This window comes from Pseudomonas xanthosomatis (genome assembly GCF_019139835.1).
GTDB classification, from domain to species: domain Bacteria; phylum Pseudomonadota; class Gammaproteobacteria; order Pseudomonadales; family Pseudomonadaceae; genus Aquipseudomonas; species Aquipseudomonas fakonensis.
This window is the reverse complement of the sequence record NZ_CP077075.1, coordinates 1,515,323-1,541,431: the sequence shown is the minus strand read 5'-3', so window position 1 is coordinate 1,541,431 and position 26,109 is coordinate 1,515,323. Positions and strand designations below refer to the sequence as shown.

18 protein-coding genes, 1 other RNA gene and 1 pseudogene are annotated in these 26,109 nt (G+C 57.1%); 10 read left to right on the top strand and 10 right to left on the bottom strand.

Going from position 1 to position 26,109, the window contains the following annotated elements; translation table 11 throughout:
* Positions 1-168 precede the first annotated feature (168 nt).
* The 7 genes from KSS93_RS06800 (at position 169) to KSS93_RS26460 (ending at position 4,201) form a co-directional block, all read left to right on the top strand.
* Positions 169-744 carry a hypothetical protein gene (locus KSS93_RS06800; protein WP_217887660.1) on the top strand — a complete coding sequence of 192 codons (576 nt, stop codon included), beginning with the start codon at positions 169-171 and terminating at the stop codon, positions 742-744.
* 401 nt (positions 745-1,145) lie between these two features.
* Positions 1,146-1,385 carry a hypothetical protein gene (locus tag KSS93_RS06795; protein WP_217887659.1) on the top strand — a complete coding sequence of 80 codons (240 nt, stop codon included), beginning with the start codon at positions 1,146-1,148 and terminating at the stop codon, positions 1,383-1,385.
* A complete protein-coding gene (locus KSS93_RS06790; RefSeq protein WP_217887658.1) occupies positions 1,382-1,633 on the top strand; it encodes a DUF3077 domain-containing protein in 252 nt (83 codons plus the stop codon). Before KSS93_RS06795 ends, KSS93_RS06790 begins: the two co-directional genes overlap by 4 nt.
* Before the next feature lie 193 nt (positions 1,634-1,826).
* Positions 1,827-2,120: a PA2433 domain-containing protein gene (locus KSS93_RS06785; RefSeq protein ID WP_217887657.1), complete on the top strand. Its 294-nt coding sequence runs from the start codon at positions 1,827-1,829 to the stop codon at positions 2,118-2,120.
* Between the two features lie 102 nt (positions 2,121-2,222).
* Positions 2,223-2,612: a transfer-messenger RNA gene (ssrA, locus tag KSS93_RS06780) on the top strand.
* A 129-nt stretch (positions 2,613-2,741) separates the two neighbouring features.
* A complete protein-coding gene (locus KSS93_RS26770) occupies positions 2,742-3,152 on the top strand; it encodes a DUF6538 domain-containing protein (RefSeq protein ID WP_367616832.1) in 411 nt (136 codons plus the stop codon).
* Between the two features lie 65 nt (positions 3,153-3,217).
* Positions 3,218-4,201, top strand: coding sequence for a site-specific integrase (locus tag KSS93_RS26460; protein ID WP_225917304.1), 984 nt, complete (start codon positions 3,218-3,220; stop codon positions 4,199-4,201).
* A gap of 358 nt (positions 4,202-4,559) precedes the next feature.
* Here KSS93_RS26460 and KSS93_RS06770 read toward each other — a convergent pair whose 3' ends face one another.
* The 10 genes and pseudogenes from KSS93_RS06770 to zorA1 all read right to left on the bottom strand — a co-directional run bounded on the left by KSS93_RS06770 (position 4,560) and on the right by zorA1 (position 21,545).
* On the bottom strand, positions 4,560-4,745 hold the full coding sequence (locus tag KSS93_RS06770) for a hypothetical protein (protein WP_217887656.1): 186 nt from the start codon (positions 4,743-4,745) through the stop codon (positions 4,560-4,562).
* A 674-nt stretch (positions 4,746-5,419) separates the two neighbouring features.
* Positions 5,420-6,496, bottom strand: coding sequence for a DUF8606 domain-containing protein (locus KSS93_RS06765; RefSeq protein ID WP_217887655.1), 1,077 nt, complete (start codon positions 6,494-6,496; stop codon positions 5,420-5,422).
* Positions 6,497-6,513: 17 nt separating this feature from the next.
* On the bottom strand, positions 6,514-8,229 hold the full coding sequence (locus KSS93_RS06760; protein ID WP_217887654.1) for a restriction endonuclease subunit S: 1,716 nt from the start codon (positions 8,227-8,229) through the stop codon (positions 6,514-6,516).
* Positions 8,226-9,710 (bottom strand): type I restriction-modification system subunit M, encoded by a 1,485-nt coding sequence (locus KSS93_RS06755; RefSeq protein ID WP_217887653.1) that lies wholly within the window; start codon positions 9,708-9,710, stop codon positions 8,226-8,228. The genes KSS93_RS06760 and KSS93_RS06755 overlap by 4 nt, the downstream gene beginning before the upstream one ends.
* A gap of 2 nt (positions 9,711-9,712) precedes the next feature.
* Positions 9,713-10,105, bottom strand: a pseudogene (locus KSS93_RS26875) (HNH endonuclease); the annotation flags it as partial.
* 444 nt (positions 10,106-10,549) lie between these two features.
* Positions 10,550-12,922 carry an EcoAI/FtnUII family type I restriction enzme subunit R gene (gene hsdR / locus KSS93_RS06745; protein WP_217887651.1) on the bottom strand — a complete coding sequence of 791 codons (2,373 nt, stop codon included), beginning with the start codon at positions 12,920-12,922 and terminating at the stop codon, positions 10,550-10,552.
* An 800-nt stretch (positions 12,923-13,722) separates the two neighbouring features.
* Positions 13,723-16,971, bottom strand: coding sequence for a type I Zorya anti-phage system protein ZorD (zorD, locus tag KSS93_RS06740; RefSeq protein WP_217887650.1), 3,249 nt, complete (start codon positions 16,969-16,971; stop codon positions 13,723-13,725).
* The gene (zorC, locus tag KSS93_RS06735) at positions 16,971-18,599 is read right to left on the bottom strand and encodes a type I Zorya anti-phage system protein ZorC (protein WP_217887649.1); all 1,629 of its coding nucleotides are present in this window, start codon (positions 18,597-18,599) and stop codon (positions 16,971-16,973) included. Before zorC ends, zorD begins: the two co-directional genes overlap by 1 nt.
* Positions 18,596-19,339, bottom strand: coding sequence for a type I Zorya anti-phage system protein ZorB1 (gene zorB1 / locus KSS93_RS06730; RefSeq protein ID WP_012053768.1), 744 nt, complete (start codon positions 19,337-19,339; stop codon positions 18,596-18,598). The genes zorC and zorB1 overlap by 4 nt, the downstream gene beginning before the upstream one ends.
* Positions 19,340-19,352: 13 nt before the next feature.
* The gene (gene zorA1 / locus KSS93_RS06725) at positions 19,353-21,545 is read right to left on the bottom strand and encodes a type I Zorya anti-phage system protein ZorA1 (protein WP_217887648.1); all 2,193 of its coding nucleotides are present in this window, start codon (positions 21,543-21,545) and stop codon (positions 19,353-19,355) included.
* A gap of 319 nt (positions 21,546-21,864) precedes the next feature.
* On the opposite strand from zorA1, the gene KSS93_RS06720 reads away from it, so the two are divergent.
* From KSS93_RS06720 to KSS93_RS06710, 3 genes are all read left to right on the top strand, one after another.
* Positions 21,865-22,281: a hypothetical protein gene (locus KSS93_RS06720; RefSeq protein ID WP_217887647.1), complete on the top strand. Its 417-nt coding sequence runs from the start codon at positions 21,865-21,867 to the stop codon at positions 22,279-22,281.
* Positions 22,282-22,410: 129 nt separating this feature from the next.
* Entirely contained in the window at positions 22,411-23,868 is a 1,458-nt protein-coding gene (locus tag KSS93_RS06715) for a DUF726 domain-containing protein (RefSeq protein WP_217887646.1), read from the top strand.
* A 45-nt stretch (positions 23,869-23,913) separates the two neighbouring features.
* The gene (locus tag KSS93_RS06710) at positions 23,914-26,103 is read left to right on the top strand and encodes a hypothetical protein (RefSeq protein WP_217887645.1); all 2,190 of its coding nucleotides are present in this window, start codon (positions 23,914-23,916) and stop codon (positions 26,101-26,103) included.
* Positions 26,104-26,109 lie beyond the last annotated feature (6 nt).

The window sequence follows — 26,109 nt, the reverse complement described above, 5'->3', positions numbered from 1 at the left end:
TCATATCAGGTCGTGGAGCACACAATGCTTTTCAGCTGCGGCACCGCACTTGCCAATTCATGCACGTGGCGGCCGGCTCTCCCGGCAATTCGGCCGGAAAAACATTGCGGAATCTGTATAGACCCGCTGAGTTCAACTGCCCGCCCACCACTCCATTAGGAAAGCACGATGTATTACCTCCGGCGCAAGAGTTTCTGGTTCGTTTTCACCATGATTGCTCCTTTGATATTTTTCACTGGTTACTACGCATTCAAAGCAATGACGAGCGTATACAAAAAAGATCTTGGCAATGGCGTAGTCATCTACGCCGACGACTACGTAAAAAGCGGAGACTGGGTATTCGACTGCAGGTACTCACGCTTAGTAAATCGCAATGCGCTGCCCGTACCGGCCTCGAAGTTGGCACAAAGCAAATACTCTTTCGGCAGCATGTATTACCTGAGTAAAGCTGACCAGGAAACTGCGAAAGCCCTCATTAGAGCCACCACTGCAACCCCCGACTGGTACAGGAATCTGCGGTATGTATACTCCGGGCTAAGCGAATACAGCGATATCACAGCACATCTATTCGATCTGCTCACAGAGTATGAAGGCCGAACGTGGGGCTTGAGGGTTCGAGAACACATTCAGTATGACGGTAGTTCCGATTTCAACATCACGGCCGAGCCTTACGATCCGAAAACCTACGTTGATTACGCGAGGGCTATCGAGACCGCGGCGAAAAGCTGCCCAGCTCCGCAGTAAAAATCACCTCAACGAGTTGCTACCGAGATACCCCTGTGCGCACCCAAAACGTGGGAGCGGGCTTGCCCCGCGATAGGCCCCAAAACCTGTAAGACATTTCCGAACCTGCAACCAAATGCTTCAGCCAAAAACACGTTCGGACCTATCCTACGCAACTGTCGGAAGCAGCCACGTTGTCGGGCAAGAATCTCAGGAATAACTTCACCAGGTCGCCACATTGGGTGACCGGGCGTGAGAACCCGACCTGCACTGCCAGGCTTTCGCTTCATGGCAGCCATGCGCGGGCAGACTTCGGTCTGGCCGGCTTCAGTGCACCGGTTTCTCACCCCGCGTACGGCTGCCACCTTACATCCGTGAGAAAGATCGAGGAGGCGGCTCCCATCACGCACTGAGATTCCGCCATGAAAAAGATCGTCCCCGACCCACCTCACCTGTTTCGCTACCTCACCCTCTCCCCCAACCTCACCCCCGAAACCGCCCGCACCGAAGCCGACGCCCTGATGACCTGCCTGCACCAGGTCTTGGACCTCTACTTCGACAGCGCCGAAGAAGACCAACGCCAAACCCTCATCAACACCAGCCTGTACCTCAGCCAGCTCCTGCAACCCCTGACCCGCCACGCCGCAGGAGCCCAGCCATGACCGACCAACCTCGCCAACACCACACCGCCGGCGTCACCACCTACATGGAGCTCTACAGCATCCAACCCGGCATCCCCTTCGAGCACGCCTTCGGCGAGCTGTCCGTCCTGCTCGGCTGCATCCGCCACCTCACCTGCGAAGCCGAAATGGAAAGCGACCTGATCGCCGGCAGCTCCGCCCGCATCCTCAGCGCCATGGCTAAAGCGCTGATCGACGACATGGAAATCGGCATGAACCGCAGCACCTGACCACCACACCAATCCCCCGGCAACGCCCGCCCTTCTGTAGGAGCGGGCTTGCCCGCGATCACCGGCAAAGCCGGTGCCCTCTCCCGCAACGCCGACTTACAACCCCCAACCATCCAACCCGATGGAACCCTCGCCAACCCCGCGCAGTCCACCCAACAGGCCCACCTTCCCGAGGCCTCACAAGGAGACACCCATGAAAGGTACTGCGCTATCCGCCCTGTTCGCGGCCGCCACCCTGCTGGCCTCGCCTGTGTTCGCCGCCGATGACCTGTGCGCCATCAACCTGCAGAAGATTGATGACAGCATGGCCACCGCCGGCGCCACTTCTGAAGGCTTGGACAAGGCCGTCACCGAGCACGTCGACCAAGCCAAGGCCGCCCAGGCCAAAGGTGACACCAAGCAATGCATCGCCATCACCAGCAAGGTGCTGGAGCGCCTGGAAAAAACCGAGAAAGGCAGCGGCACCTCCGGCGGCAGCGGTACCTGACCCCTGCGCACGGGCGGCGAACCCCGCTGTCGACGCCGCCCGCGCAAAGGCGTATACTCCGCCCTGCACGCCGTAAAAAGCGCGCCAGCTAGAGCTGAGTGTGGGGCCGATTAGGATTCGACGCCGGTAGCGAAACTCTAGGTGCATGCCGAGTTGGTAACAGAACTCGTAAATCCACTGTTGCAACTTTCTATAGTTGCCAATGACGACCAATACGGTGCTGCTCTCGCTGCTTAACTGCAGCTGACACGCACTTCTGGTACCTTCGGGTCCAGCAATCATCAGGGGATGCCTGTAAACCCGAAATGATTGTCATACAGAACAGGATCGTCGTGCAGCACGTTGGGGGCGAAGCGACTAAAACTTACCCAACTCATCCAAAGCACCCTGCCCGTCGGGCGGCTGCGGATTAAATCAGTAGACACGGCTAAGCATGTAGTACCGACAGCGGAGTACTGGCGGACGGGGGTTCAAATCCCCCCGGCTCCACCACCTTCCTTACACAAGCCCCATTTTATGGGGCTTTGTGCTATCTGGGCATTGGGATTTCGACCGGTGCGCCACCAAGGTGTGACATTCGCGTGGGGCATCAATCGGTGCCTAGCATGACCCCCCTCCTACCTGACGCTTAACCGTCACAAAACGTTCTACTACCGCATTGTCATTCCGCGCCCGCTTCGAGCCCTTTTTAAGCGGCAACGGGAAGTCAGACGTACGCTGAAAACCGAAAGCTATCGCTTGGCCCTAAAACGTGCTCGCCAGTATGCTGCCCGGTATGAAGCGGCCTTTGAGAAGGTGATGATCGTGATAGAGCGTGACGAGCTCGGTCTTACCGAAGCAGATTACCTGGAGATGATGGAACTATTCCCCGATTTCTCTAGCCCCAAAGACGATAGCCAACCTATTGAGCCGGCCCTTTCGAACGAAGAGATCGAAGTTCGGCTGCGCCGAAAAGAAGTGGCACGACTTCTGACTGGGCCTATGACCGTCCGATACCGAAAGTACATGAGGCATTGGCAGAGCAGCTATTGAAGGTTTCCCAACCCTACCTAGCGACCGAACTACGAGCGGTACTACCAAAGCTTAGGGATGAACTGGTGCAACGCAAGCTCGCTCCGATGGGTAGCCAGACCGGCTCAGAAGAAGGGAAAGAGCGCCAGCCGCTACCAAACTATGATCCCGCAATGGCTGAGTGGACGCTTTATCAGGTTTGGGAGCACCAGTTGGCGCGAGATAGGGCTGACACCTCGTCGAGGGGTGGGCAGGCGAACCATGGCGGCACCTTGGAGGAAAGAGAGCGCCGGGCCAGGGTTATGACCGTCCTCACTCAGCACAAGCCCGTATGCAAGCTGAGCAAACAGTACTGGCAAGCTGCTTACGATGCTGCTCGCAGGATGAAAGCTGGCGCTACCGCCTCCATAGCACCATCGCCAACCCCACTTGATCAGCTTCTGACAGAAGACCCGGAACAGATGACTGGGCACGAGCGCGTATCTGCACTCATAGGCTCCATGAAGCAAATTCAAAATTATGCTCGCTTCCTTGACTTGACCACCGTCAAAGTTGACGACTTGATCATCAAACCCGTCGAGGAGAGGAAGACAAAGCGCAGCCGCGATGGCACCGCCTTCACAGACGCTGACATTGAGGCAATTTTCTCCGGCTCTATCTATAACGGCCCAGCCCCAGCCGAGCGAACCAAGGCCTACCCATTTTGGTTCTGGCTTCCTCTGGTTGGTTACTTCACAGGCGCTCGAACAAATGAGATCGCACAACTCGACACTGCTGACATCAAGAGTGTGGACGGCCACCCGTGCTTCGATTTCTGTGCCGATGACATAGACGTGCCCGAGGCGAAACGGATCAAGACCGACGAGGCGCGGTTAGTACCAATTCATCCCCGCCTATTGGAGCTAGGATTTCTTGAGTATGTGAACGGCCAACGACAAGCAAAACAGAAGAAACTGTTTGGTGACGGCCTCACCTACCTCCCCCCCGAGATGACGAAACTGAACACAACAAAGAAGGTTGGGCCAAGAGTGCGGGCAAGTTTTTCAACGAAAAGCCCAGAGGCTATCTAATTACTATTGGCGTTCACGTCCCCCATGACGGCAAAAGCATCTACTCTTTCCGGCACACGTTAGAAACGAATCTAGCCAATGCCCAACGTGATGGCATGCCCGTACACCAGTCAACCGTCGATGCCATCACCGACCATGCACCTGTTACCGTCGCAGGCAGACACTATGATATGGGAGCGACAATGGAGCAGATGCTCGCAGCCCTGACGCTGTTGCCAATCCCATCAGCTATTCAGCGGCTCACCAGCTATCAAGTCGACTTTGTTGATCGGTTTGGGAGCGTACTCACTAAGGGCATCGCAAGCCATCGTCGCAAACATCCTAGAACCGTGTAGACGCCCAATCAGGCTCAGGTGACTCACCTCCTGAGCCCTCGCTGCTTCATGTATTCAGCCGCCTGCCCGCTGTCGATGAAATCAAACGCAAACTCCTTAGCAAGCAGCAAGCTTTCGTATTTTTTCGCCCCTTGAACATCATCGATCACAAGTCTGTAGCCACCTTGACCAGGGAGGGCAGTAACGCTCAAACCATCCTGCTTGATCATGTGCCGGTCGCCATCACTGCTCCATCTGGAAGAGGTGATGAACCGCCTAAGCCGGCCTAACCGCTTGCGGTACTCAGTGGCCTCTTGCGTGCCAGTCAAATTGTCACAGCAGTTTGTACCTACTCCTATCTGCTCCCAATGTTCATGCTGCACGTAGTGCACATACCGGATGGACGTATCGCAGAGCTCACAGTTTCCGAAGAGGTCTCCTAAATCATCTTCGCCAACGTATTCCCAACCGGTATTCGGCCTGATCTCGCCATGCTCCCGTGCATGGCAGCCCCGGCAGAGGGTCTCGCAATCAATAGGGTCGTACTCCCAAGGCTTCCGCCCCAAGACATAGCGCTTATGGTGAACCTGCAATACAACTTCCGACCTCGACCGGCCGCAGCTCACGCATTCGCCACCATCGAGCCCTATCACCAGCTCTCGGAACTCCGCCCATTTCCTATCTGCGTAAAGGTTCGCCATTCCCTACCCCTTCGATCCTCCGGTTAAGGTGCCCCAAGGTCGAACGCGACTCAAGCATGAGGAAGGGCCAACATAGGACAACACTGAAAACAAAGGCTCATCAAACGACCGCTTTCGGGGATCAGGTGTTGCAGCAGATCCAGCATGGTGGTGTATCCAGTGAAGACAAACGGTTAAGAAGAAATGCCTGGCAGGGCCTCGCGTTACTGGGCGAAGCGCTCCTTGAGCCGCTCCACCGTCCAGCGCCATTTCGGCGTGGTCGGGCGGCAGATGGTGTTCTGGTTGCCGAACAGGCCGACTTCCCGCACGGCCTCATTGAGCGGCAGGCTGTACAGCCACTCGACGGGCACGAAGTATTCGCAGCGCTGTGGGTCATCGACATAGGCGCGGTGGTAGTCGGCTTGCAGCAGCTCCAGCGCCGGGCGCTCGACGCCGCCCTCGCTGAGGCAGAAGTCCTTGGCCGCCGTGGCATGGCCGGTTACGCGGGCGACGCCGACATAACCCGCACCGGGCACGTTGACCCACAAGCGGTCGCCGGGGCCGACCAGTTTCAGGCTGTTGCTGTACCAACTGCCGCCGCCGCCGCAGACAAAACCGTAACGCCGCGCCTCGGCCCAGTCGCGCGTGCTGCTGTGGCCGAACGAGGCGTAGAACTCGCCATTCCAGGGTTCGGCCGGCATGCCCGGTTTGCTGACGCTGCTGGCCTGCGGCGCTTCGCCGGGGTCAAGCAGCCAGGCGCGGCTGATCAGTTGCTGTTCACCGAGCTGGAACACCTGGAAGCACAGCAAGTTGATAGCGATATCGCGCTCGCTCAGGTAGCCGACGATGCGCTCGCTGCTGGCATCCAGCTCGGCGGCGACGATAACGATCTGATGGCTCTGGTTCAGCGCTTCGGCCTCCAGCTGTGCGCCGAAGCGCGCCTGAAAGTCCACCGTCAGGTCGGCGCCGGGTTTGAAGCGCTGGTAAATGGCCTCGATCTCGTTGGCCTGCAAGCGCTCCACCCACACCGCATAGTCCAGGGACTGCGCCACCACCTCACGCGGGGTGCGCTCGCGCTTGAGCTCGATCAGCACCAGCGAAGCATCCGGCGCCAGCGCCAGCAGGTCGATACGCCCGCCCTGGCCTGTGCTTTCCTGCCGACCGATCAGCAGCCAGTCCTCGGAGAGCAGCGCCGGGGCGCTGACGATCATGTTTTCGAGAAACTGCTCGCTGGCTAACTGCGCATTTTTCAACGGCGCGGGCTGCGCGCCGACCGTCCAGATCTGTGTGCGAATGGGCATCCGTGCGCTCCTCCCGCTTAGGCCACGGCCTGCTCGATCAGCGCACTGGCCAGATGCTCGTGCATCTGACGGGCCTGATTGAGGCTGGCTTTGAGTTGATCGCAGAGGGCCATCAGTTGATCGAGTTTGGTGACGATGCGGTGTTGTTCGGCGAGTGGTGGAAGTGGATATACGTACAAGCGCACGCTGTTTGCCGACAAATTGGGCTGGGCGGAGCCATTGTCGAATCTAAATATCTGGTCTCTACCAATTTGGCTGATCAGATATCGATACATATAGCGATTCGAGCATGGCTCGAAGGGACGGATAATCATTAAGGATGATGCAATGGCTCCCTCGCTGAACGGGTCAACTATTGCGGTCTTGCCGAATGTTGCTCCTCGCAGGCAATAGACAAGATCTCCAACTCTGATTTTTCCGCTATTCAGACTTTCAAATTTATCTCGTGTAATGAAGTGCATGCTATCCTGACTCAGTGTTCCGTCAGGCTCAATATGCCCAGTGTTTATCCATGGAATGCCTTCTAAAACATACTCAGTTCGGTTTGGATAGTTTTTTCCTCTGTCACCGTTAATGAACTGACTAATTTCGCCAAGACGCACCCATTGCCACGTCAGGGGCAGTGTGTACGGGATCTCGTCTTGTTTAATGCTCGGCAGAGGCTTAGGTGCTTTTAATATGCCGGCTCGCACAAGCTCAGCCTTTCCAGTGGATATCCGCCCAAGTAATTTGCAAGCAGGTTCATCGCTAGGATCTTGCGGCACCAGCTTGCCCATCACCGCCAGTTGCAGCAGGGTTTTCTTAAGGGCGTCGATGCTGGATTCGGTGGTGAACAGGGTGTGAAAGTGTTCGGAAAGACGCTGCCAGCTTTGCGCAAAATCTTCGGCATCGCGGGCATGAGTCAGGCTGTTCAACAGCGCCTGCACCATTTGGGCATGGGCGCTTTCGGCATCGCCCTGCCGAGCTTCCAGCCGGTCGCACAGGGCCATCAGCTCATCGACTTTGGCGACGATGCGGTGTTGTTCGGGGAGCGGCGGGAGGGGAAACGGATTTGTCTCTACAAAGTCTTTTGGCAACCGTTTCTGGCCTGCCGTCCCTGTCATCTTGGTTTCGCCAACAAGTAAGAACTGCGGCGACTTCAGATAGGCCAGCACAAATCGTGGATCAAGTGTTCCGCCGACAGGGCGAACAATGTGCAATTCGGTAGTTCCGGCTCCCAGCCCATTCACGAGTTTTGAAAAGACGCATGCCTTGCTGTTTTCAAAACAAGGCGTAATTTTAGCCACACCAATATCACCCTCCGCGAAATGCGTGAAGCCTTGTTTCACTTCACCCCATACGCGAGGCTCTTGCGCATGCTGATCATCGAAGCGCGTACCAATAAAAGTCATAGGCACAAACGAGACCTCAAGTGAGTCTGCCGCAGCATTGCGAGGGTTAACAAATGCCACTTGTGCTAATGTCCCCCATCTCCAACCTGCTGGTAGTTCAAACGGTTCGGCTTCCTCGCCAAATTCAGCCAACGTCTTCTGCTTCTTGACCTTCCCCTCTAACACCAGCCGTGCCTTTTCTTCAGCAATCCGCTTCAGCAACTCACTTGCCGGTTCATCACTCGGATCTTGCGGCACCAGCTTGCCGCGTACCGCCAGTTCCAGAATCAGCTCACGCAGTTTTTTGATGCCATTGGGTGCCCCCGCCAGCAGCGGCAGGTTATCGGTCAGCACTGTACTCATGCGTCACGCTCCGCCGCCTGTGCGGCAAAGGCCTCGGCCAGCACGGCCTTGAGCTGATCGCGCAGCTCACCAATCTCACCTTGCAGCGCGGCGTAGTCACGCAGCAGCTCGTCCGGGTTGTGGCTGACCTGTTCGCCGACATGAGGGTTCTTGCAGTCGAGGTTCCAGTTGCGGTTTTGCAGCTCGTCGAAGCTTACCTTCCAAGCGAACTCGTTCTCCTGGCGTGCGGCAAAGCCATCGGCCTCGCTGCCCCACCAGGCTTCCTCGACAGCAAACTCTTCGACTCGCATGGGTTTGGTCTTGGAGTAGCTTTTGTAACCGGCTGGGTACTGGTGCTCGTAGAACCACACGTCCTTGGTGGGCGTGCCCTTGGTGAAGAACAGCAGGTTGGTCTTGATGCCGGTGTAGGGGTTGAACACGCCGTTGGGCAGGCGAACGATGGTATGCAGGTTGCACTCGGTCAGCAGCTTTTCCTTGATGCGACTCTTGATGCCTTCACCAAAGAGGAAGCCGTCGGGCAGCACCACGGCAGCGCGGCCGCCGTCCTTGAGCAGGTGCATGATCAGCACCAGGAACAGGTCGGCGGTTTCACGGGTGCGGAAGGCAGTGGGGAAGTTGGTTTCGATACCGTCTTCTTCCATGCCACCGAACGGCGGGTTGGCGACTATGCAGTCGACCCGCTCAGCCGGCCCCCAGCTGATAAGCGGGCGCCCCAGGGTGTTGTCGTGCTTGATCTGGTTGGGCACTTCGATGCCGTGCAGGATCATGTTGGTGGTGGCCAGCAGGTGCGGCAGCGGCTTTTTCTCCACGCCGAAGATGCTCGCCTGCAGGGCGCGCTCGTCCTCGGCGGTTTGCACATAGCGCTTGCGCTTGTGCTCGATGCTGCAGGTCAGGAAGCCGCCGGTGCCGCAGGCCGGGTCCATGACCTTTTCGTCTAGCTTGGGATCGACCATGCGCACCATGAATTCGGTGACCGGGCGCGGGGTGTAGAACTCACCGGCATTGCCGGCGTTCTGCAGGTCGCGCAGCAGTTGCTCGTACATGTCGCCAAAGGCGTGGCGCTCCTGCGCCTTGTTGAAGTCCACCCCCTCCTGAATCTTGTTGATCACCTGGCGGATCAACTGGCCAGACTTCATGTAGTTGTAAGCATCCTCGAACACGCCACGCACCACGTAGGTAGCTGGCGTGGTGCTGTATTCGTGGAGGTTCTGCAGCTGCGGGAATAGGTTGTTGTCGATGAAGTCCTTCAGGGCATCGCCGGTGATGCCCTCCGGGTTGGCCGCCCAAGTGCGCCAGCGGCAGCTCTCCGGAATCGGCGAACGGTAGTTGTCATCGAGCAGCTCCCACTCCTGCTCGCGGTCGTCGAAGATTTTCAGGAACAACATCCACACAAGCTGGCCAATACGCTGTGCATCGCCGTCGACGCCGACGTCCTTGCGCATGATGTCCTGGATGGACTTAATGGTGCTGCTGATGGACATGCTTACTTCCTGAAAAGGTGTTCACGGTGCCAGGCCAGATAACCGCGATGCTGCGGCTTGATCTGGCGCAAGCGCAGACAAGGGGTGATGTTGAGCGCACGGGCGCTGTCGGGGTCGAGATCCTTGCAGAGGAGAATCTGCCCCTGATCGTCAAAGCTGATCAGGCCACAGTCGAAGGCCAGATCAAAATTGGGGGTGAGCAACAGCCCGTTGAACGGATCAAGCCGTTCGGTCGGGCTGGCAGCACGCCAGGGTTTGATATGCGAGGCCCGCAACAACTCTGGTACGCAGCAGTCGGTAATCGCACAGCCGCCCCAGTAGGCCAGCAGGTCGTCGCGGTAGCCGCTCTGGCCGATGCGCGCTTTGATCAGGGCATCGCGTTCGGTGTCGGTGAGGTTGGGTTCGTTTAGAAATTCCTCTGTTGAGACCGAAGATTTAGCAGTCGCGAACTGGAGGGCAGAAACAGAGGATTTATAACCGAGTAGATCAAGCAGTTGATGAAGATCGGCCTCTGTAGCGATATCCAATGCAATTGCTAATTTACTGTCAGAGCCAGCAACGGCAGGATAACCCGTCATGTTGGTGTTTCGATACCCGGTATTTGGCAACGAAGGGGAAAGTACCTTGATGGAGGCCCATTTACCAGCGGTGGCATGTTCTGGATGAATGAGGAACGGCTGCTTGGCAACAGGAGCACCCGTTTTGCTCATTTTGACGAATACACGACCGTCAAAATCAGGATGCTCATACCCGTTAGCATGTTGATTTTTGACGGTCAGAACAAAGCCCTTACGGATGAGCGCAGCTGCGATTTCAAATGAATTAAGTTTGGGCATCGGTTATCCGTAGAGCTGGCGCTCAAGCTCCTGAATGGCCTGCTGATAGCCCGGCTTGCCGCCAAAGGCCTTGACCAGCTCAATCGGCGCACCGATCTGGCTGAATGGCGCCAGCTGAAGAATCTTGATGTCTTCGATGTGCTCGACTCCGGTGTCGGCGTATTTGTCGAGCAGCGCTTCCAGTACCTGGCGGGCGGCGCCGGAGTATTTGGCGAAGTAGTTACGCTTTTTCACCTGTTCGGCGCGGTCCTTGCGGGTAAGCGGCGGCTGGTCGAAGGCGATATGGCAAACCAGGTCGAACGGATCGAGCGGCTGGCCGCGTTTGGCTTCGACCTCCTCGGCCAGGGCTTCCCACATCACGCCCTGGCTGGCCAGTTCGTCGATGATGGCTTTCTTCTGCTCGGCATCGCTCCAACGGCGCAGAAAGTCATCCAGCGAGGCGAACTGTTTCTTCACGCAGGTGCGGGTGTAGTCGCGCAGCGATTCGGTGATCAGCTTGCCATCCGGGCCGTAGTACTGCACGCGCTCGGCAATGACGTGCACGGCGACGTTGTTGATCACGTATTTGACGCGCTTCTTGCCGTCATCGTCGTCACCGCCACTGGTGGTTTCGTCACCTTCGGTTGCCCCAGCGCCACCGTCGATCACGTCACCCTCTTCGCCCTCGGTATCCTCCGGCGGCACCGGTGAGGTGTCGCCCTCGGGGTTGTAGATCACCACAGGCTCGCCGTCGAAGGCCGGGTCGGCAAAAAGTTCGGTGGCTTTCTTGAAGTCCATGATGGTGAACCAGTACTTGCCGTAATCCTCATTGATACGGGTGCCACGGCCGATGATCTGCTTGAACTCGGTCATGGATTTGATGTGCTGGTCGAGCACCACCAGTTTGCAGGTCTGGGCATCGACGCCGGTGGTCATCAGTTTGCTGGTGGTGGCAATCACCGGGTAGCGCGACTCGGGGTCGATGAAGTTGTCCAGCTCGGCCTTGCCTTCCTTGTCGTCGCCGGTAATGCGCATCACGTATTTGCGGTTTTCCTCAACGCGCTTAGGGTTGAGGTTGACCAGGGCTTGGCGCATGCGCTCGGCGTGGTCGATGTCGTCGCAGAAGATGATGGTTTTCTGGTACGGATCGGTAGCCGTCAGGTATTCGGTGACTTTGCGTGCGACCAACTGGGTGCGCGCCTCGATCACCAGGTCGCGGTCCATGTCCTTGAGGTCATAAACGCGGTCTTCGATCAGCTCACCGTTCTTGTCGCGCGTGCCCTTGGGCGGGCGCCAGCCTTGCAAGTCTTTGTCGAAGTCGATGCGAACCACTTTGTACGGGGCGAGGAAGCCATCTTCGATGCCTTGCTTGAGGGTGTAGCTGTACACCGGCTCACCGAAGTAGGTGATGCTGGAAACCTCTTTGGTCTCCTTTGGCGTAGCGGTCAGGCCGATGTGAGTGGCACCGGAGAAGTAGTCGAGAATCTCGCGCCAGGCCGAGTCTTCGGACGCGCTGCCTCGGTGGCATTCGTCGATCACCACGAGGTCGAAGAAATCGCGGGAAAACTGCTTGTAGACATTCTTCTCTTCTTCGTTGCCGGTCACGGCCTGATACAGCGACAGGTAGATTTCGTAGGACTTTTCGATCTGCCGTTTGGCAATCTTAGTCATCGCCTGGCCGAAGGGCTTGAAGTCGTTGTTCTTGGTCTGGTCGACGAGGATGTTGCGGTCGGCGAGGAAGAGGATGCGTTTCTTCTGCCCAGACTTCCACAAGCGCCAGATGATCTGGAAGGCCGTGTAGGTCTTGCCGGTGCCTGTGGCCATGACCAGCAGGATGCGATCCTGCCCACGCGCCACGGCCTCGACGGTGCGGTTGATGGCGTTCATCTGGTAGTAGCGTGGCATGCGCCCGGAGCCGTCGTCGTAATACGGGGCTTCGGCTTTCTGCTGGCTTTCGCCACTCAGGCCCTTCCACTGGCAGTAGCGCTGCCAGAGCTCATCGGGGCTGGGGAACTGCTCCAGGCTCAGCTCGGTTTCCTTTTGCGCGCCGGTGCCACTGCGATCATGGAAAAGGAAGCCGTCGCCGTTGCTGGAGAATACGAACGGCACATCCAGCGCCTCGGCATAACCGAGCGCCTGCTGCATACCGGCGCCGAGAGCGTGCTTGTTGTCCTTGGCCTCGATAACCGCCAGTGGCAGGTTGGCCTGGTGATACAGGATGTAATCTGCGCGGCGCGATTCGCCCCGGCTGTGCAGCTTGCCACGGACGATGATGCGGCCCTTGGTAAAGCTGACTTCCTCACGGACCTGCTTGTGCAAATCCCAGCCTGCCGCGGTGATGGCCGGTGTGATGTATTTGCTGCAGATGTCGCGCTCAGTCAGTGAATTCTTGTCCATGTATCCGTCCCGTTGAAATGTCTTGACCTCGCATATCTGGTTGGCGAGGCGATTATCGGGACGGCGTAAAAGTGTACGCTAGAACCCTTGATTACGTCCCTGATGGCTCTTTGACCTAACTGTGTGCGAACGACGTCACAATATCTATCCAGCCAAAATGGGTAAAGATCGCGCCCCATAAAAACGCGGCTTTTTTGCACAGAGGTAACACCAGTACTCCACTCAAGCTACTCGCGCGGCGTTGTGGCGCCAGCTCATGGGGAAATGCACATTCCCCCGTGCGATTGGATCACGCCGCTGGATCATCCCAATCTTCCGTCTGTCCTGAAGCTGCCGGAGGCTGCCCACGGTGAGAAAGCAAAGGCAGTTGGGCTCACAGAACAGCGGATGCGAGTAATCCAATAGGCCATCGATGCCGCCGTCACGAAGAATGCGATGCTGAGCCCGAGGCGGATAGCTCTTCGCTCAATCTACTCGGCATCATGGACACCACAGCTGCTTCGACGTATGCGACCTTCGATGCGAACTTCAGCGCACCGTACGCCATTGAGCTGCCGGCGCCAAGACTGGACAAGCTCACAGGTAAACAATCCAGGCAGGCCTCGCTGGCGATACTGCGTTAGAAACCCCTCAGGCGGCTGAAAGCTCCGCAATTGCCAATGCAGTAATGAACAACCTGCACGCATAATTGACACATAGCTAAGTAACCCCACATAGCGAGGCAGGCATTAACAGTGTGTTGAGGCTGGCCGTCACCGTTCTAATTCGATTGTGATTTTGATTAATTAAAGGCTCAGCCTTCACCGCGCCCCCAGCAATCCCTCAAAATCCGAAGCCTGAAGCTCCGAAGCCCCACTCAACATATCTCGCGCCAACGCCCGTCGCTTACTCAAAAGTTCATCCAGCGTCGCCTCAAACGTCGGCATCGCTGCATCTCGAACCGTCGGATAGTACACATACACATCCTTCTGCTGCCCAATCCGATAGGCCCGATCGGTCGCCTGATCTTCCTTGGCCGGGTTCCAGCAACGCGTGAAATGAATGACGTGGTTGGCGGCCTGCACGTTCACCCCGAAACCGACGGCGATAGTGGACAGGATGATGACGGCGAAACCTGGCAGCTCCTGAAATTGATCGATCAGCCTCTGTCGGCTATTTGCGCTCTGACTGCTGGTACTTGTATCACCGTTGATGACCGTCGCCCGAAACCCGAAATGCTGCTGAATTGCGTGCTGCAATTCCCGCTGAATATCTCGCAACTCAGTAAAGACGATGACCTTGTCGCCGTTGCCGGCCCTTTTGATCGACTCGAGCGTCTTCATCAGCCACTGAAGCTTCGGCGAGCTGTCCCGCAACCGCGTGTCTGGCTGAACGCTGTATGGATGGGCACAAATCAGCTTGAGCTTGTGCAGCAACCCCAGCATGCCGGAGGTCTTCTGATCGAGCTGCTCTTCAATTTGCTGCTTCTGGCTGTATGCGGATATTTCGGATAGATACAGGTTACGCTGCAAGGTATGCATGCCAAGTGAACGGCATGCTGCGTCTTCGATTTTGGCCGGCAGGTCCTTGGCGATGTCCTGCTTGGTCCGCCGCAATATCTGCGGCTCGATAAGCCCACGCAGGCGTTCCAGCGCATCCGTATCACGCTCCAGTGTGGCTTCGATAGGCCGCTGATAGTCGCGACCGAACTGGTTCAGGCCGCCCAGAAATCCTGGCTGAATGAAGTCAAACAGGCACCAAAGATCGATCAGAGTATTTTCGACTGGCGTACCGGTACACGCCACTCGGAACCGTGCGGGGATGGCTTTGATGGCCTGAGTCACCAGTGCCGCCGGGTTCTTCAGCTTCTGAGCTTCGTCACACACGACGATGGACCATTGCTGGCGCGCCAGGGAAAACTCCTGATCGCGCAATGTCTCGTATGTCGTCAGAACGATTCGGGCATCGCCCATCCAACCTGGGCGCAGCAGGTTCTTGATGCCTTTGGCTTTCAAGTCCGCAGGGATTTCATCTTTCTTGAACTTCACCGCACTCAAGGCTGAGCCATACAGCTTCAATACGGGCAGTGCGTCAGCAAAGAAGAATCGGTGAAGCTCTCGTTCCCAGTTATCGAGCAACGAAACTGGAGCGACGATCAGTGTTGGCTGATCTTTCGGATACTGCTCCAAGTACCAGACCAGGAAGGTGAGCAGTTGGATCGTTTTCCCAAGCCCCATGTCATCAGCGAGCAAGCAACCCGATACGTCCGTGGGGGACAAGCGGAACAAATGCTGCAACCACGCCACGCCTTGAAGCTGATGCTCACGCAGGACCACTTCAGGCTTGAGCAAGCTAGGCAACTCTGGCGTTGCGTCCGAAGCGGCGCGCAAGGCTGCTTGACGCACCTGAATGTAGGTCGGCTCATCAATGTTGTGGCCGATTTGCAGCACGGCGCGGGCTACTTTCTCCCGTTGCTCAACCTGGCTGGTCTCGTCAGGCGCAATCTTCTTCGACCAAGCATCAAACAGTTGTTCGGCAGCGGCAATTGGGAGTGGTATTTCGGACGCTGGCAAGCAGACCGTTTCATCACCGGCTGCGCGTGCTTCGTCCAACCGCTGCTCAAATGCTTCAAATTGAGCTCGGTCGGAAGGATCCCAACGCCCAAGGATTTCTGCGTCGATACCAAGCGCCGCCACATCCTTCGGCAACCAGTTCTCGGTCGCCTCTTTGACCAGGAAAGGCGAAGTAATTCTTTGCGCCTCCCCAATACCCGTCACACGGTCGCCATAGAGAGACAGGTCCAGGACCGAGTCAAACTCGATACCAGCCGCTTCGTTTTGCCACCGTTTAAGCAGGTCATTGATGCCTGCCAACTGGCGCAAATCAAAATCGCTGAGCTCCAGCTCATAGCCTTGCCAGAAGCCCGCAGGCATACCGGCGGCCAACTTCAGTTGCAGTTCATGCACGAGCGGGGCGAATTCATGGGCCGCTTTGAACTCAATTTCGATGGGCGTTTGCGGGGTTGGAGAAATCGGCTCGAGCGTCAGTTTTACCTGCTCGATGCGCTGGCCCGCTTCATCCAGTTTGGGTTCCAGATGGAAGCGATGAAAGAAAATACCGGCCTCGGCGAGCTCGTCTTCATAGGCTTCGGCATCCAGCACGTGTGCGGCACTTTCGCCGAGTGTGCTGTAAGGGTTACGGACGAATGAAAGGGCATCGTCACCAGCAACCCGACGCCCGGGCAGCGAGCGCACGTAGTCCAATACCGATTTGACTTCAGGCTCAATCAGAACATGAGTCAGCGAGCCATCGTCACCCGTTACCCGGTATCGACCCTGAACCTGCTTGGCACCGTCAAAGCTCTCAAGCCAGTTGGCCGGCTGGCCTTCGAAGCTCGGTTGCAACTCGATAACTGGTGTGTCGCCAAGCGTCGACTTTCGTGGGTTGAGCCGCAGTTTCTCGGGTTTGATAACGACGGTCTTGTCCAAGAAGCCATCCATACCAGCGCCAGCCTTGCGCGCCAGCTTTCTGATGCTGGCCCAGCCGATCTGGTTGGTTACTTCACCGGGCTCATTTTGTTGTGCCAGATAAAGCTGTCGTACAGCACCGGTCAGTTTCCAGGACGCCTCAGGCAGCATTTCTGTGGCTCCATGATGTTGAACGATGGCCCCCATTCGCTGCACCTGCACATTGGCATTGGACTTCGGATCACGCCAACCACTGATGGAGACCTTGAAATCATCGGAGGCAAGGCTGCCCTGGCTGCTCAATTGAGGGATGAGAGCTGTCTGCGGCGGCAAACCTAATAGCGGCAGGCTTGTTACGTGCTCGGGCTCATCCAGCAGCCGGTAGAGCTCATCCCACGTCAAGAGCCAGCGATCGCTCAACTGGGAGACGAACTCCTCTTCTTCCAGCTGATCAAGATAACTCGCCAGCGACCAGGACTCCGTGCTCTGCGCCAAGCTCAGGGGATAACAGATGCCCTGCTCTTCAATGGAAAAAACCGGCTCAGTACTTTCTGCTGCCGAGTTCGGCTGCAGGCCGATGCCTTTGAGGAAACGCTTGAGCATTACTGTCTCCACAACCGGAGTGGCTGGTTATTGACGGGCCTGAAGCCCAGGCGCTGCAGTGCAGTTATTGCGGCTGGGTCATGATCATCAAGCTGGACCTGAAATGCACCGCCGCGTTCGCGCTGATCATAGACTTTGTGTTTGACCGACTTTAGAGCGTCACGGACCTGGTCTTCAAAAGGCACCGGCTTGGCTGAACCTGCCGCTGCGGCCTGACTCTGTACACGAATACCCCATTGCTCGAGGGCATAATCGAATTTGCTGAGCCAACCCTCTATGCGGTCCGGGCGGCCGGGTGCAGGTGAATGCCGCATTCGATCCAATGCACGATTAGGCTGCTTCAGCTCGCTCGCCAATTCGAGCTGCATCTTGTCTGGGTTGAAAGGCGACTTGTCTGCTTGATACACATAGCAGGCATTACCCGTACCGGAGAATTCCACGAAAAAGTAGTTCCCGATCTGCATGATGACGGCATTGTTATGGCCGGGCCCGCCTACCAGTCGGCTGAGGCGCCCCTTGTTCTTCTCTCGGAAATGGACGAAGTCTCGCCCGCTGTCATGCCAGGCATCCGAACCCATGACAATCCTGGTGTAACTCATCTGGTTGGCAAAACGCAGCCAATAATGCAGACGAGATTGATCGACTTCTGCCTCCCCTTTGAGCAGGTTGAAGAAGTGCTCCAGATCCTCCTTCGCAAACCACGCCACAACCATCGCACAGACATCCTTATCGACATACTGCAGCCAGCTGTTTTGTCTAGAGCGGATCTGCGGACTCCCCCAATTGTCTAGCGCCAGCTGTTTAAGCAGCGACGATGGCTTCTCCCGATAAGCTGCCAAGTGGTAACGCGACAGGCATGCACTCAGAATGTCGTTCATGTACCGCGGGTGCTGTCGGCCGATGTCGACCAGGTCGGGCAAGCGCTGAGAAAACTCGGCATCATCCAGCATGAAAATGCGAGAAATCAGTACGCTAAAGATCCTGCGCCACAGCCAGCTGTTATCCGGAATCTGAGCAATCGTCTGCAATGCCGAAAGGTCGCTGATCTCGCCCTTGAACATCTGGTCACCCAGCGTGGCACCTGCCTGCTCGGAAAAAAGCTCCTGATGCTGCTGAACGATCTGCACCCACTCCTTCTCCCGCTTTTGCTGGTCTCTGACACATTCGAAACCGAGCTGAACGTCTTCGCGCAACAGGCACCAATTGGCATTCTGCGCAGGCGTAGCGGCGTCGTACCCAAAATAGCTGAAGCACAGCGCCAACCAATCCCGGCGGCTCAGACTTCGCTTTTCGATACGCTGATGCACTTCTTCGTGCACCCGGGCGTAAAGCTGGTCATCGTCCAGTATCGGCCCGACGCGCTCACTCTTGTCGGAAAGGCCGGCGAACACCAAGCGCCATTCCGAGGCATTGAGTGGCAGTACATTGCGAAACTTGCTTATCGCAGCACGGCGCTTTTCTTCGGGTGGCGGCAAGGCCTTTTCAGCGCGCTCGAATCGCTCGTAAAGATCGACTCCCGCAGCAGCCAGACGGGGGAAACGCTCCAACGGTTCCGGGGCCTGTACCGTGCGATGAGCTGACAGGCTTTGGCTAATGGCGGCGGAAAGCCTCGCGATCGAGCTGGTCATCGGTTCATCGCCAACTGACATTTTTCCACGTCAGTGTTAGTGAACACCGGCACATCAGGCTTGAGACTGCTCTCCTTCTCCTTCAAGCCAAAGAACTGCATACGCAACTCCACTCGCCGGCTTTCTTCCTTGGTGTCCTTTGCATTGTTGAACGACACACCACCCGCCAGAAACATCGATCTAATCTGCTGTTGATGCTCCGGCGACAATCCGACCTGGAGCGGGCTACGACTATCGAGCAGGCTGCACATCACCCACTCCGAACGCTGCAGTGACAGGTGCAGGTTATAAAGGTAGGAACCGTCGGTATCGGTAGACCCCTCGATCACGACCTGCTTGAACCACTTGCGCCCCTCTTCACTGTTGGCCGCGTCCAGAATCATCGGCACGACCTCCTGAAGTGCCGATTGGCCATCGTTGCTCAGCGCGTACTGGTTGTGCCCAAAGCGACCAGCATCGCCGAAGCTAATCCGGTTGTCCTTGCAGTCCACGACGATGGTCTTGCTAGCAGTCTTCGCCTTGAGGCTCAGGTGCTCGCAAATCTGACTGATGTCCTTGCTACGCTGCTTCTCTCCCTGCTCCGCCTGGTTGATCCGCTGCGTCACAGAACTCAAAGCCGCCACCATGACCACGAGAAACAGAATCATCATCGCGGTCATCAAATCAGCGAAGGAAATCCAGAAAGGCTTCTCTCCCTCGTCCTTGGAACGGGCAGCCGAAGGCATTTGCTTACCAAACATCGACTAGCCTCCGTTACCGCCTGATACGTTCCATGATGTCGCCGAAATCTTCGAGACTTTCCTTGACCCCTTCCACACCGCCAGCGAGGCTCTTGACTGCTTTATCGAGCTCGGTGTCGAGGCTACCCAGGGTTTGTCTCAACGCCCGGTCCATACCTTCACCGAATTCCTTGAAGCCGTTACCCAGCACACCACTGATGTTTTCGAGGTATTCATACACTTCACGGTTGAGCGACTGCATCCGCTCGCTTTGAACCTTCAGGTCCTGGAGATATTGGCTGCGCCCGTTGGCTTCCCCTTGCGCACTGGCAACTACCCCTTCGATGACAGCGAGCGTTTTCGCGAGCGCTTCACGATTGTTCCGGTAGTCCGCGACAACGGTATTCAGCTCTCGTGAAGCCTGTGCAAGCTCAGTACCCGCGCCCTGGACTGTACCCATCAACCCTGCAGTCGATTCACTGGCTCGCACAACGCTTTGCCCGGCAGTTTCAAATCGCTCAGCCGCCGCCCGCATCTTGTCCGCACCTAGCTGCATGCTGTGCAGATGCTGCTCTGTCTGGGCGCTCAATGCATTGACAGTGTCCTGGGCAGATTTCTGTTGCTCGGAAACCGTCTGCAGCAATGCCTTGACCTGCTCGTCGAGGCCACCCACCAGGTCGCGGGTACCTTGGTGCAGGTCTGCTTGGGCAGCGCGGGTAGATTGATCCATCTGCTGCTGGCCCCGTTCCAGTTGCTTGAAGACTGCAGAGAGCTGCTCACCCAGCACCTCAACGGAGCCTGCAATCTTGGCCATGGTTTCCTGTTGGCCTTGGCCGATGCTCTGCTTGATCGACTCGACAAAAGCCTGGAGATTCTCAGCCATTGCCTGTTGGCGAGCCTCGCTTTGAGCGAACAGCTTCTCCAGTTGCTCGGCCATTCGAGCGCCAGCCCCCTCCCCTTCGTTGCCGATACGGGCAACCGAAGCCTGAAGATTGGCGAGCATCTCGTTCATCCCCGCTTGCATGGAGTTTTGTCCGGCCTGCATATCGACCAGTAGCTGGGCAATCATGGTCGAACTGTTTTGATTCGAGGACTCGCTAGCCGAACGCATATCCTGGATAAGCGTCGAGAAGCCCTGCTGCATCGACTGCATGGCGGCAACCGACTGGCCCATCAACTCGTGCAGGCCATTGAACTGCTGGCCGAACGTACCTTCCAGCTTGTTCATGAAGGCAACCAGAACATCCTGAAGCAGATTCTGTACCTGCCCGGACTGATCGCCACTGGCGGCCTGCACGGCACCCGCGATGGCTTCAAGCGGCGATTTGAGGCTGTTCTCGATTGCACCGCTCACCTGGTCGGCCAACAGCTGCCCAGAGTCGCGGTACGTCGTCGACAAGGTATCTGCCAATTTGAGGCTTTCACGGACCTGGGTATCAACCAGGTTCTGTAGCATTTCCCGCAGATCAGTAACCAGGCTGTCCTTCAGCTGACGGGTTTGCACCGAGCTTTCAGCACTGGAGCGCACCAGCTCAGCCAGGTATTCCTCGCCGACACCGCTGTCAAAAAGCCCGTCGATGGTTTCATTGAATGCCTCAAGCAGCTTGTAGCAGTGTCCCAAGCGCCACTTTTCAGTAAGCGTGACGGCGATAGAGGCCATGATTGAAATGAAGGAGCCGATGAAAGCGAACAGCACGTCTTTCAACAGCTTATCGACGCTGGCGTTAACCTGTTCAGGCGTGCTCGGGTCAAAGTGCTGAAGACCTAGCATCAGGCCGAAGAAGGTTCCGACGATCCCGATACCGGTCAAGATACCCGGTAGGTGCTTATAGAACTCGGTCCCCAGCGGGGTATCAACCACACTTTGCGGTGAGAAGAAGTGTGCAGCACCGGCAGTGGCTCGCGATCGGGCAAGAACCTGTTCGCCCTCCTTGAGCTCGAACTGATCGTGCAGCGTTTCAGCATACTCACGCCAGGAATGCTCCAATCTGCCGCCACTGAACAGACGTTCAAGCTCAGAGCGCCGAAGAGGTGGAGCGAGAGTTTTCACGCTCTGCAAGCTAACAGTCAAACGTTTCAGCTGGGCGCTAAGCTTGAATGACCTACAGAAGTAACGGACGAAATACCAAGCGCAAAGAATGAAAACGAGGCCAACAACCATTTTGGGTGCGATCAACTGCTCAGAGCTTGCTGCACCCCATAGGCGCAACAACGTCGAAAAATCCATACCTTCCGCCTTCAATTAAGCATTCTTGATGTTCAGCATGACCGCATTACGGACACTGATGCGTCAAAGACCAATCCAGTTGGATCAATGACAGCACCTTGCCAAGCGCGCACTTCGGGGTGCCACAAACTCGGAATGGACGGGCGCACCACGTGCACCCTAGAACCTTCCGTGGACAAATGGTGGGAGATAATGTCCTTATGCCAGCACCTTAGCTTGAGCCGTAACTGTCGTAAAGCTGAAAGCTCAACCCAATATTCGGCATCCTGAAGCGAAGCGATTTCCCATCTACCCGCTTAGCTTGAGAGCAGCCCTCTAGGTGCATCTGATCGTGGTGAAAAACCTCAGGCAAGTGCAGTGCAGGCTGATGGCGGGCTATGCCTTCAATTCGATGCGCCGCGTCGGTGTCGAGCCGGGCCGGGCCGGGCCGACGGTCGGATCAGGAGCTCGCGCAGGTCAATCGAAGCAGGTGGACGCTTCGACCAGGTCGACCGCGATTTGGGCGCAGGTCGACTTACAGTCGTCACTGTTGTTTGTTGGCAGGCTAGGAATAGGTTTCTCAGTATTCCAGTTGGTATTCCAGGCTAAAATGCAAACCGAAATTAAGCCTATTAATCAATATATTAATCAGTCGATTCAACTTTCCCCGGCTCATATTTTCAAGCCCAATCTTCGCTGCAAGGTATACCAATGCACCACTCAAACGCTGCGAATCTCAAAGAAAAACGGCCCATGACCTATTTCCGTACCCACTGAGCAGGACAATCCCCGCTGCAATGTACACGAGAGCTTAGGCTGGCAGTTTGCCACCCAGCCTGACATGCTAAGCCGCTATGGATCGCGCCTTCGCACGGAGCTCTCGCCCTTGAAACCCCAGCACTTCAGTTTCACCACCCAGTCCTTCAACAGCGCAACCACTACTGCCAACGTGTTTATCCACGGTTACTCCGCGGGCCACAACTTCACCGACCGGGCCCTGCTGACCAGCCAGATTCCGCAGGCCCTGAACACCGACATCAACCTGCTGGCGTTCTGGGAATCCAGCCACTTCGGCTCAATCGGCAAGCTTTCGCGCAATGTCATCTACGGCGCTTCGCGCCTGCACCCGGCAGCAACGCTGGTGGCATTTGCCGGGGACAGGGCCGTGCATTTCGCGATGTCCCGCAAACGCGCGAATCTCGTTGGCCAAGCCCTGCTCGATGAACTGGGGGACTACCTGCTGGAGCACTACCCCTACGTCACCCACGTAAACCTTGTCGGCCACTCTTTGGGCGGACGAGTGGTGATCAGCGCGCTGCGCAAACTGGCGCAAAACCGCGATACGTGCGACCTGATCATCAATGACGTACTGCTGATGGCTGCGGCGGTGGAAGTATCGGAAAATGAAGCGCGGGCGTTGAAGAAAACCGCGAAACGTGTAATTAACGCTTACTCCAAGTCGGACAGTGTGTTGCTGCTCAATGCCGATGAAAAGTGCCTGGGGCGGCATGAAGTTGAGCCGTTCCGTAACGTTGAAATGATCAAATTTGGCCATCTGGATTATTGGCCCAACCTGCACGACGTACTCATGCGCACGCAGTTTGCCGGCTTCAACGGCCAACAACTCGGCCAGCCCCAGTTACAAGACCCGGTGCTCAACGACGTCCTGCTGTATGGCCTGCTCCAGGGCGTCCCGCAAGAGGTACTGGCCCAAGGCATCAAACACCTCAAAACCAGCAGTTGGACCAGCATCGACGAGCAACAGCCGCTGCACTCCTTCATCCGCGAAATGCAGTACCTGGGTGGCCACTGCATGGTGAATTTGGTTCGAGGCCGGGGCATTGCCTACCCTGCGCTGCTGGACATGCTGGTGGAGCACTTCGACCTGGGCAAAGAGCGACAACGTTGCAGCGCCGTCGTGGAGTTAGAAGCGTTGTTGGTTCGGCAAGTGTTCGACAACGCGTTCCCGGAAGGCCATGCCTTCAGCAGTTCACCCATTATCGCAGTGAGGGCCATGCCTGCGGACACCTATTTCAGCCATGTCGACGCGCTGGCTGAGCGCTTGACCCTGGCCTCATACGTCAAGGCGTCAGCCTCTGCTCCAGAGGTGCAAACCTCCCAAGCGCTGACAGTCACCGACGGGACGCTCAACATCACGCAGTTGGCAAGCTGGAATATGCTGTCGGCGTTGCCCGAGTTACTGGGCAAGCATATAGCCGGCCGCTGGATGACTAATTTCATGACCGCGCTAAAACCCGGATACTCGGCTTTGGTACCCGCCGTGGCTGTGGTGTTTTTTGCGCGGGTTCACTGGGGGAGCGAGCGTGGGTTCAGACACCGCTGATCACCCACCGCACCAAACGCAACCAAAGTCAGACAGGAAGACACCATGACTGCAGCCGAAGACCTCCCCGAAGGTCTCTACCTCAAACTCATCGAACATGTCGGCGCGCTGCTCAGCGCCCTGAGCCGCAGCACTGACGACGCCAGCCTGGCCTCTGCCCAGGCGGATGCCCAAAACAAGCTCAATGAGATCGAGCAGGCGCTGACCAAAGCCATCCTCGAGCTCAAGGAAAACGCCGAGCACAAGACCTTCACCGTGGCTTTCTACGGCGAAACCAACGCAGGTAAGTCGACCTTGATCGAAACCTTGCGCATCCTGCTCAAGGAAAGCACTAAGCAGGCCCAGCGCCAGCACTTCCTTGCCCTGCAACAGCAATCGGGCCTGAGCGAAGCAGCGCTGCAGGCGCTGGAAGGGGAAATCGCCTCGTTGACCTCGCGCCTGGCCCAGGCCGAGGCAGAGGTGCTTGCTGCCAACACCCGCCACGACCAACGCCAGGTCGAGCAACAGTTGCAGGAGGAGGCCCTGCGCACACGTATCGAAGAACAGAAACGCAACGCAAACCTGTTCCAGCGCATCCTCAACCTGCTGCGTAAGCTTCCTGAGGAAATCGCGCTGGTGCAGCTGCAGGCCGGCGCGTCGGTATTGCCCGTGCAGCGTGACACCGAATTGACCACGCTGCGTCAGCAATGCGAGCAACTTCAAGGGCAACTCGGCGAGCAGAACCAGCGCCATGCCACCGCTCTCGAAAGCCTGCAGCAACTGGCCTCCGTCGAAGACGGCCGCATCATCGGCGATGGCCGCGCCGACTTTACCCGTGAAACCCAGGCCTACACCTTCGAAAGCGCTGGGCAGCAGTTCCAACTGCTCGATGTGCCTGGTATCGAGGGAGATGAAAGCAAGGTCAGCGAGCAGATCAACAAGGCGGTAAAACGTGCCCATGCGGTGTTCTACGTCACCTCCAAAGCAGCGCCGCCGCAGACAGGCGACGCCGGGCGGCCCGGCACGCTGGAGAAAATCAAGGCGCAACTGGATGCGCAGACGGAAGTGTGGACGCTATACAACAAGCGCATCACCAACCCCATCGCCCTCGACAAACCAAACCTGGTAAGTGCCGATGAGCAAACCAGCCTGGACAACCTCGACCAGGTCATGGCCGGCCAGCTCAAGGGCCACTACCGCCGCAGCATGACCCTGTGCGCGCTGCCGGCGTTCTACGCCGCTGCCGAATGCCTAGTGCCGCGCTCCACCGCGGCGACCAGCCGCAAGAAGTTCCTCGATGCCATGCCGGCGGACGAGCTACTCACGAAGTCCGGCATCAAGCAGTTCTACCGGCACCTCACCCATGACTTGGTGACGGACGTGAAGGCCAAAATACGCCGTTCAAACATGAACAAAGTGCAGTTGGCCGTGACCCACGTGTGTGAGGAAATCGCGGTCATCCAGCACAAACAGTTCGCACCACTGGCCAAGAAGCTCAAAGAAGAAGCCGAGAGCGCTTGCGAGCAATTGCAGATAGCCTTCAAATCGCTCAACAGCCGACTCGCCAACGAGGGCGAGAAGGCTATCGGCCAATTCGAAGAGAACGTGCGCAACCGCGTGTACGAACGCATTGAAAGCAACATCAGCAACGATGAATTCAAATCCGCGCTCGAACAGGTATTCGAGAGTGAGCAAGCCGCCCTGCAAGAAAAACTGCCTGCGCAGCTCGACGAGCAAGTCGTGCGGTTCCAAAACCAGGTCAGCGATATCGTGCAGCGCTTTGAAGCTCATGCCAAAGACTTGCTCGACGGTTACTCGCAAATCGGCAAGACCCGCCTGGCCAGTGACTTCAACCTGAATGTGAACATCGACAACGGCATCAACGTAGTGGGTCTGCTCGCCAGCCTGGCCGGTGGCGTGGCGTTGTTCTGGAACCCGGTAGGCTGGGTGTTGATGAGCATTGGCGTGACCACGCTACTTATTGGGGTGCTCAAGTCGGTGTGGGGCTTCTTTGACGACGACTACAAGAAAGGCCAACAACGCAAGGCCACCGACAAGAACCTCGATCAAGCCTGCGAGGCCATCCGCGAAGGCTTCCAGAAGACCCTCAAGCAAGCATTGCCGCCGCTGGAAGAAAAGATCGAGCACATTGACAGCGTCCTGCATCAACCCGCCCGCCAGGCCACGCATATCCAGCGCAAGCTTGGAGCCGCACACCGTGGCCTGACCGACCTTGCCAGCGACCTCAACGCATAAGGAACT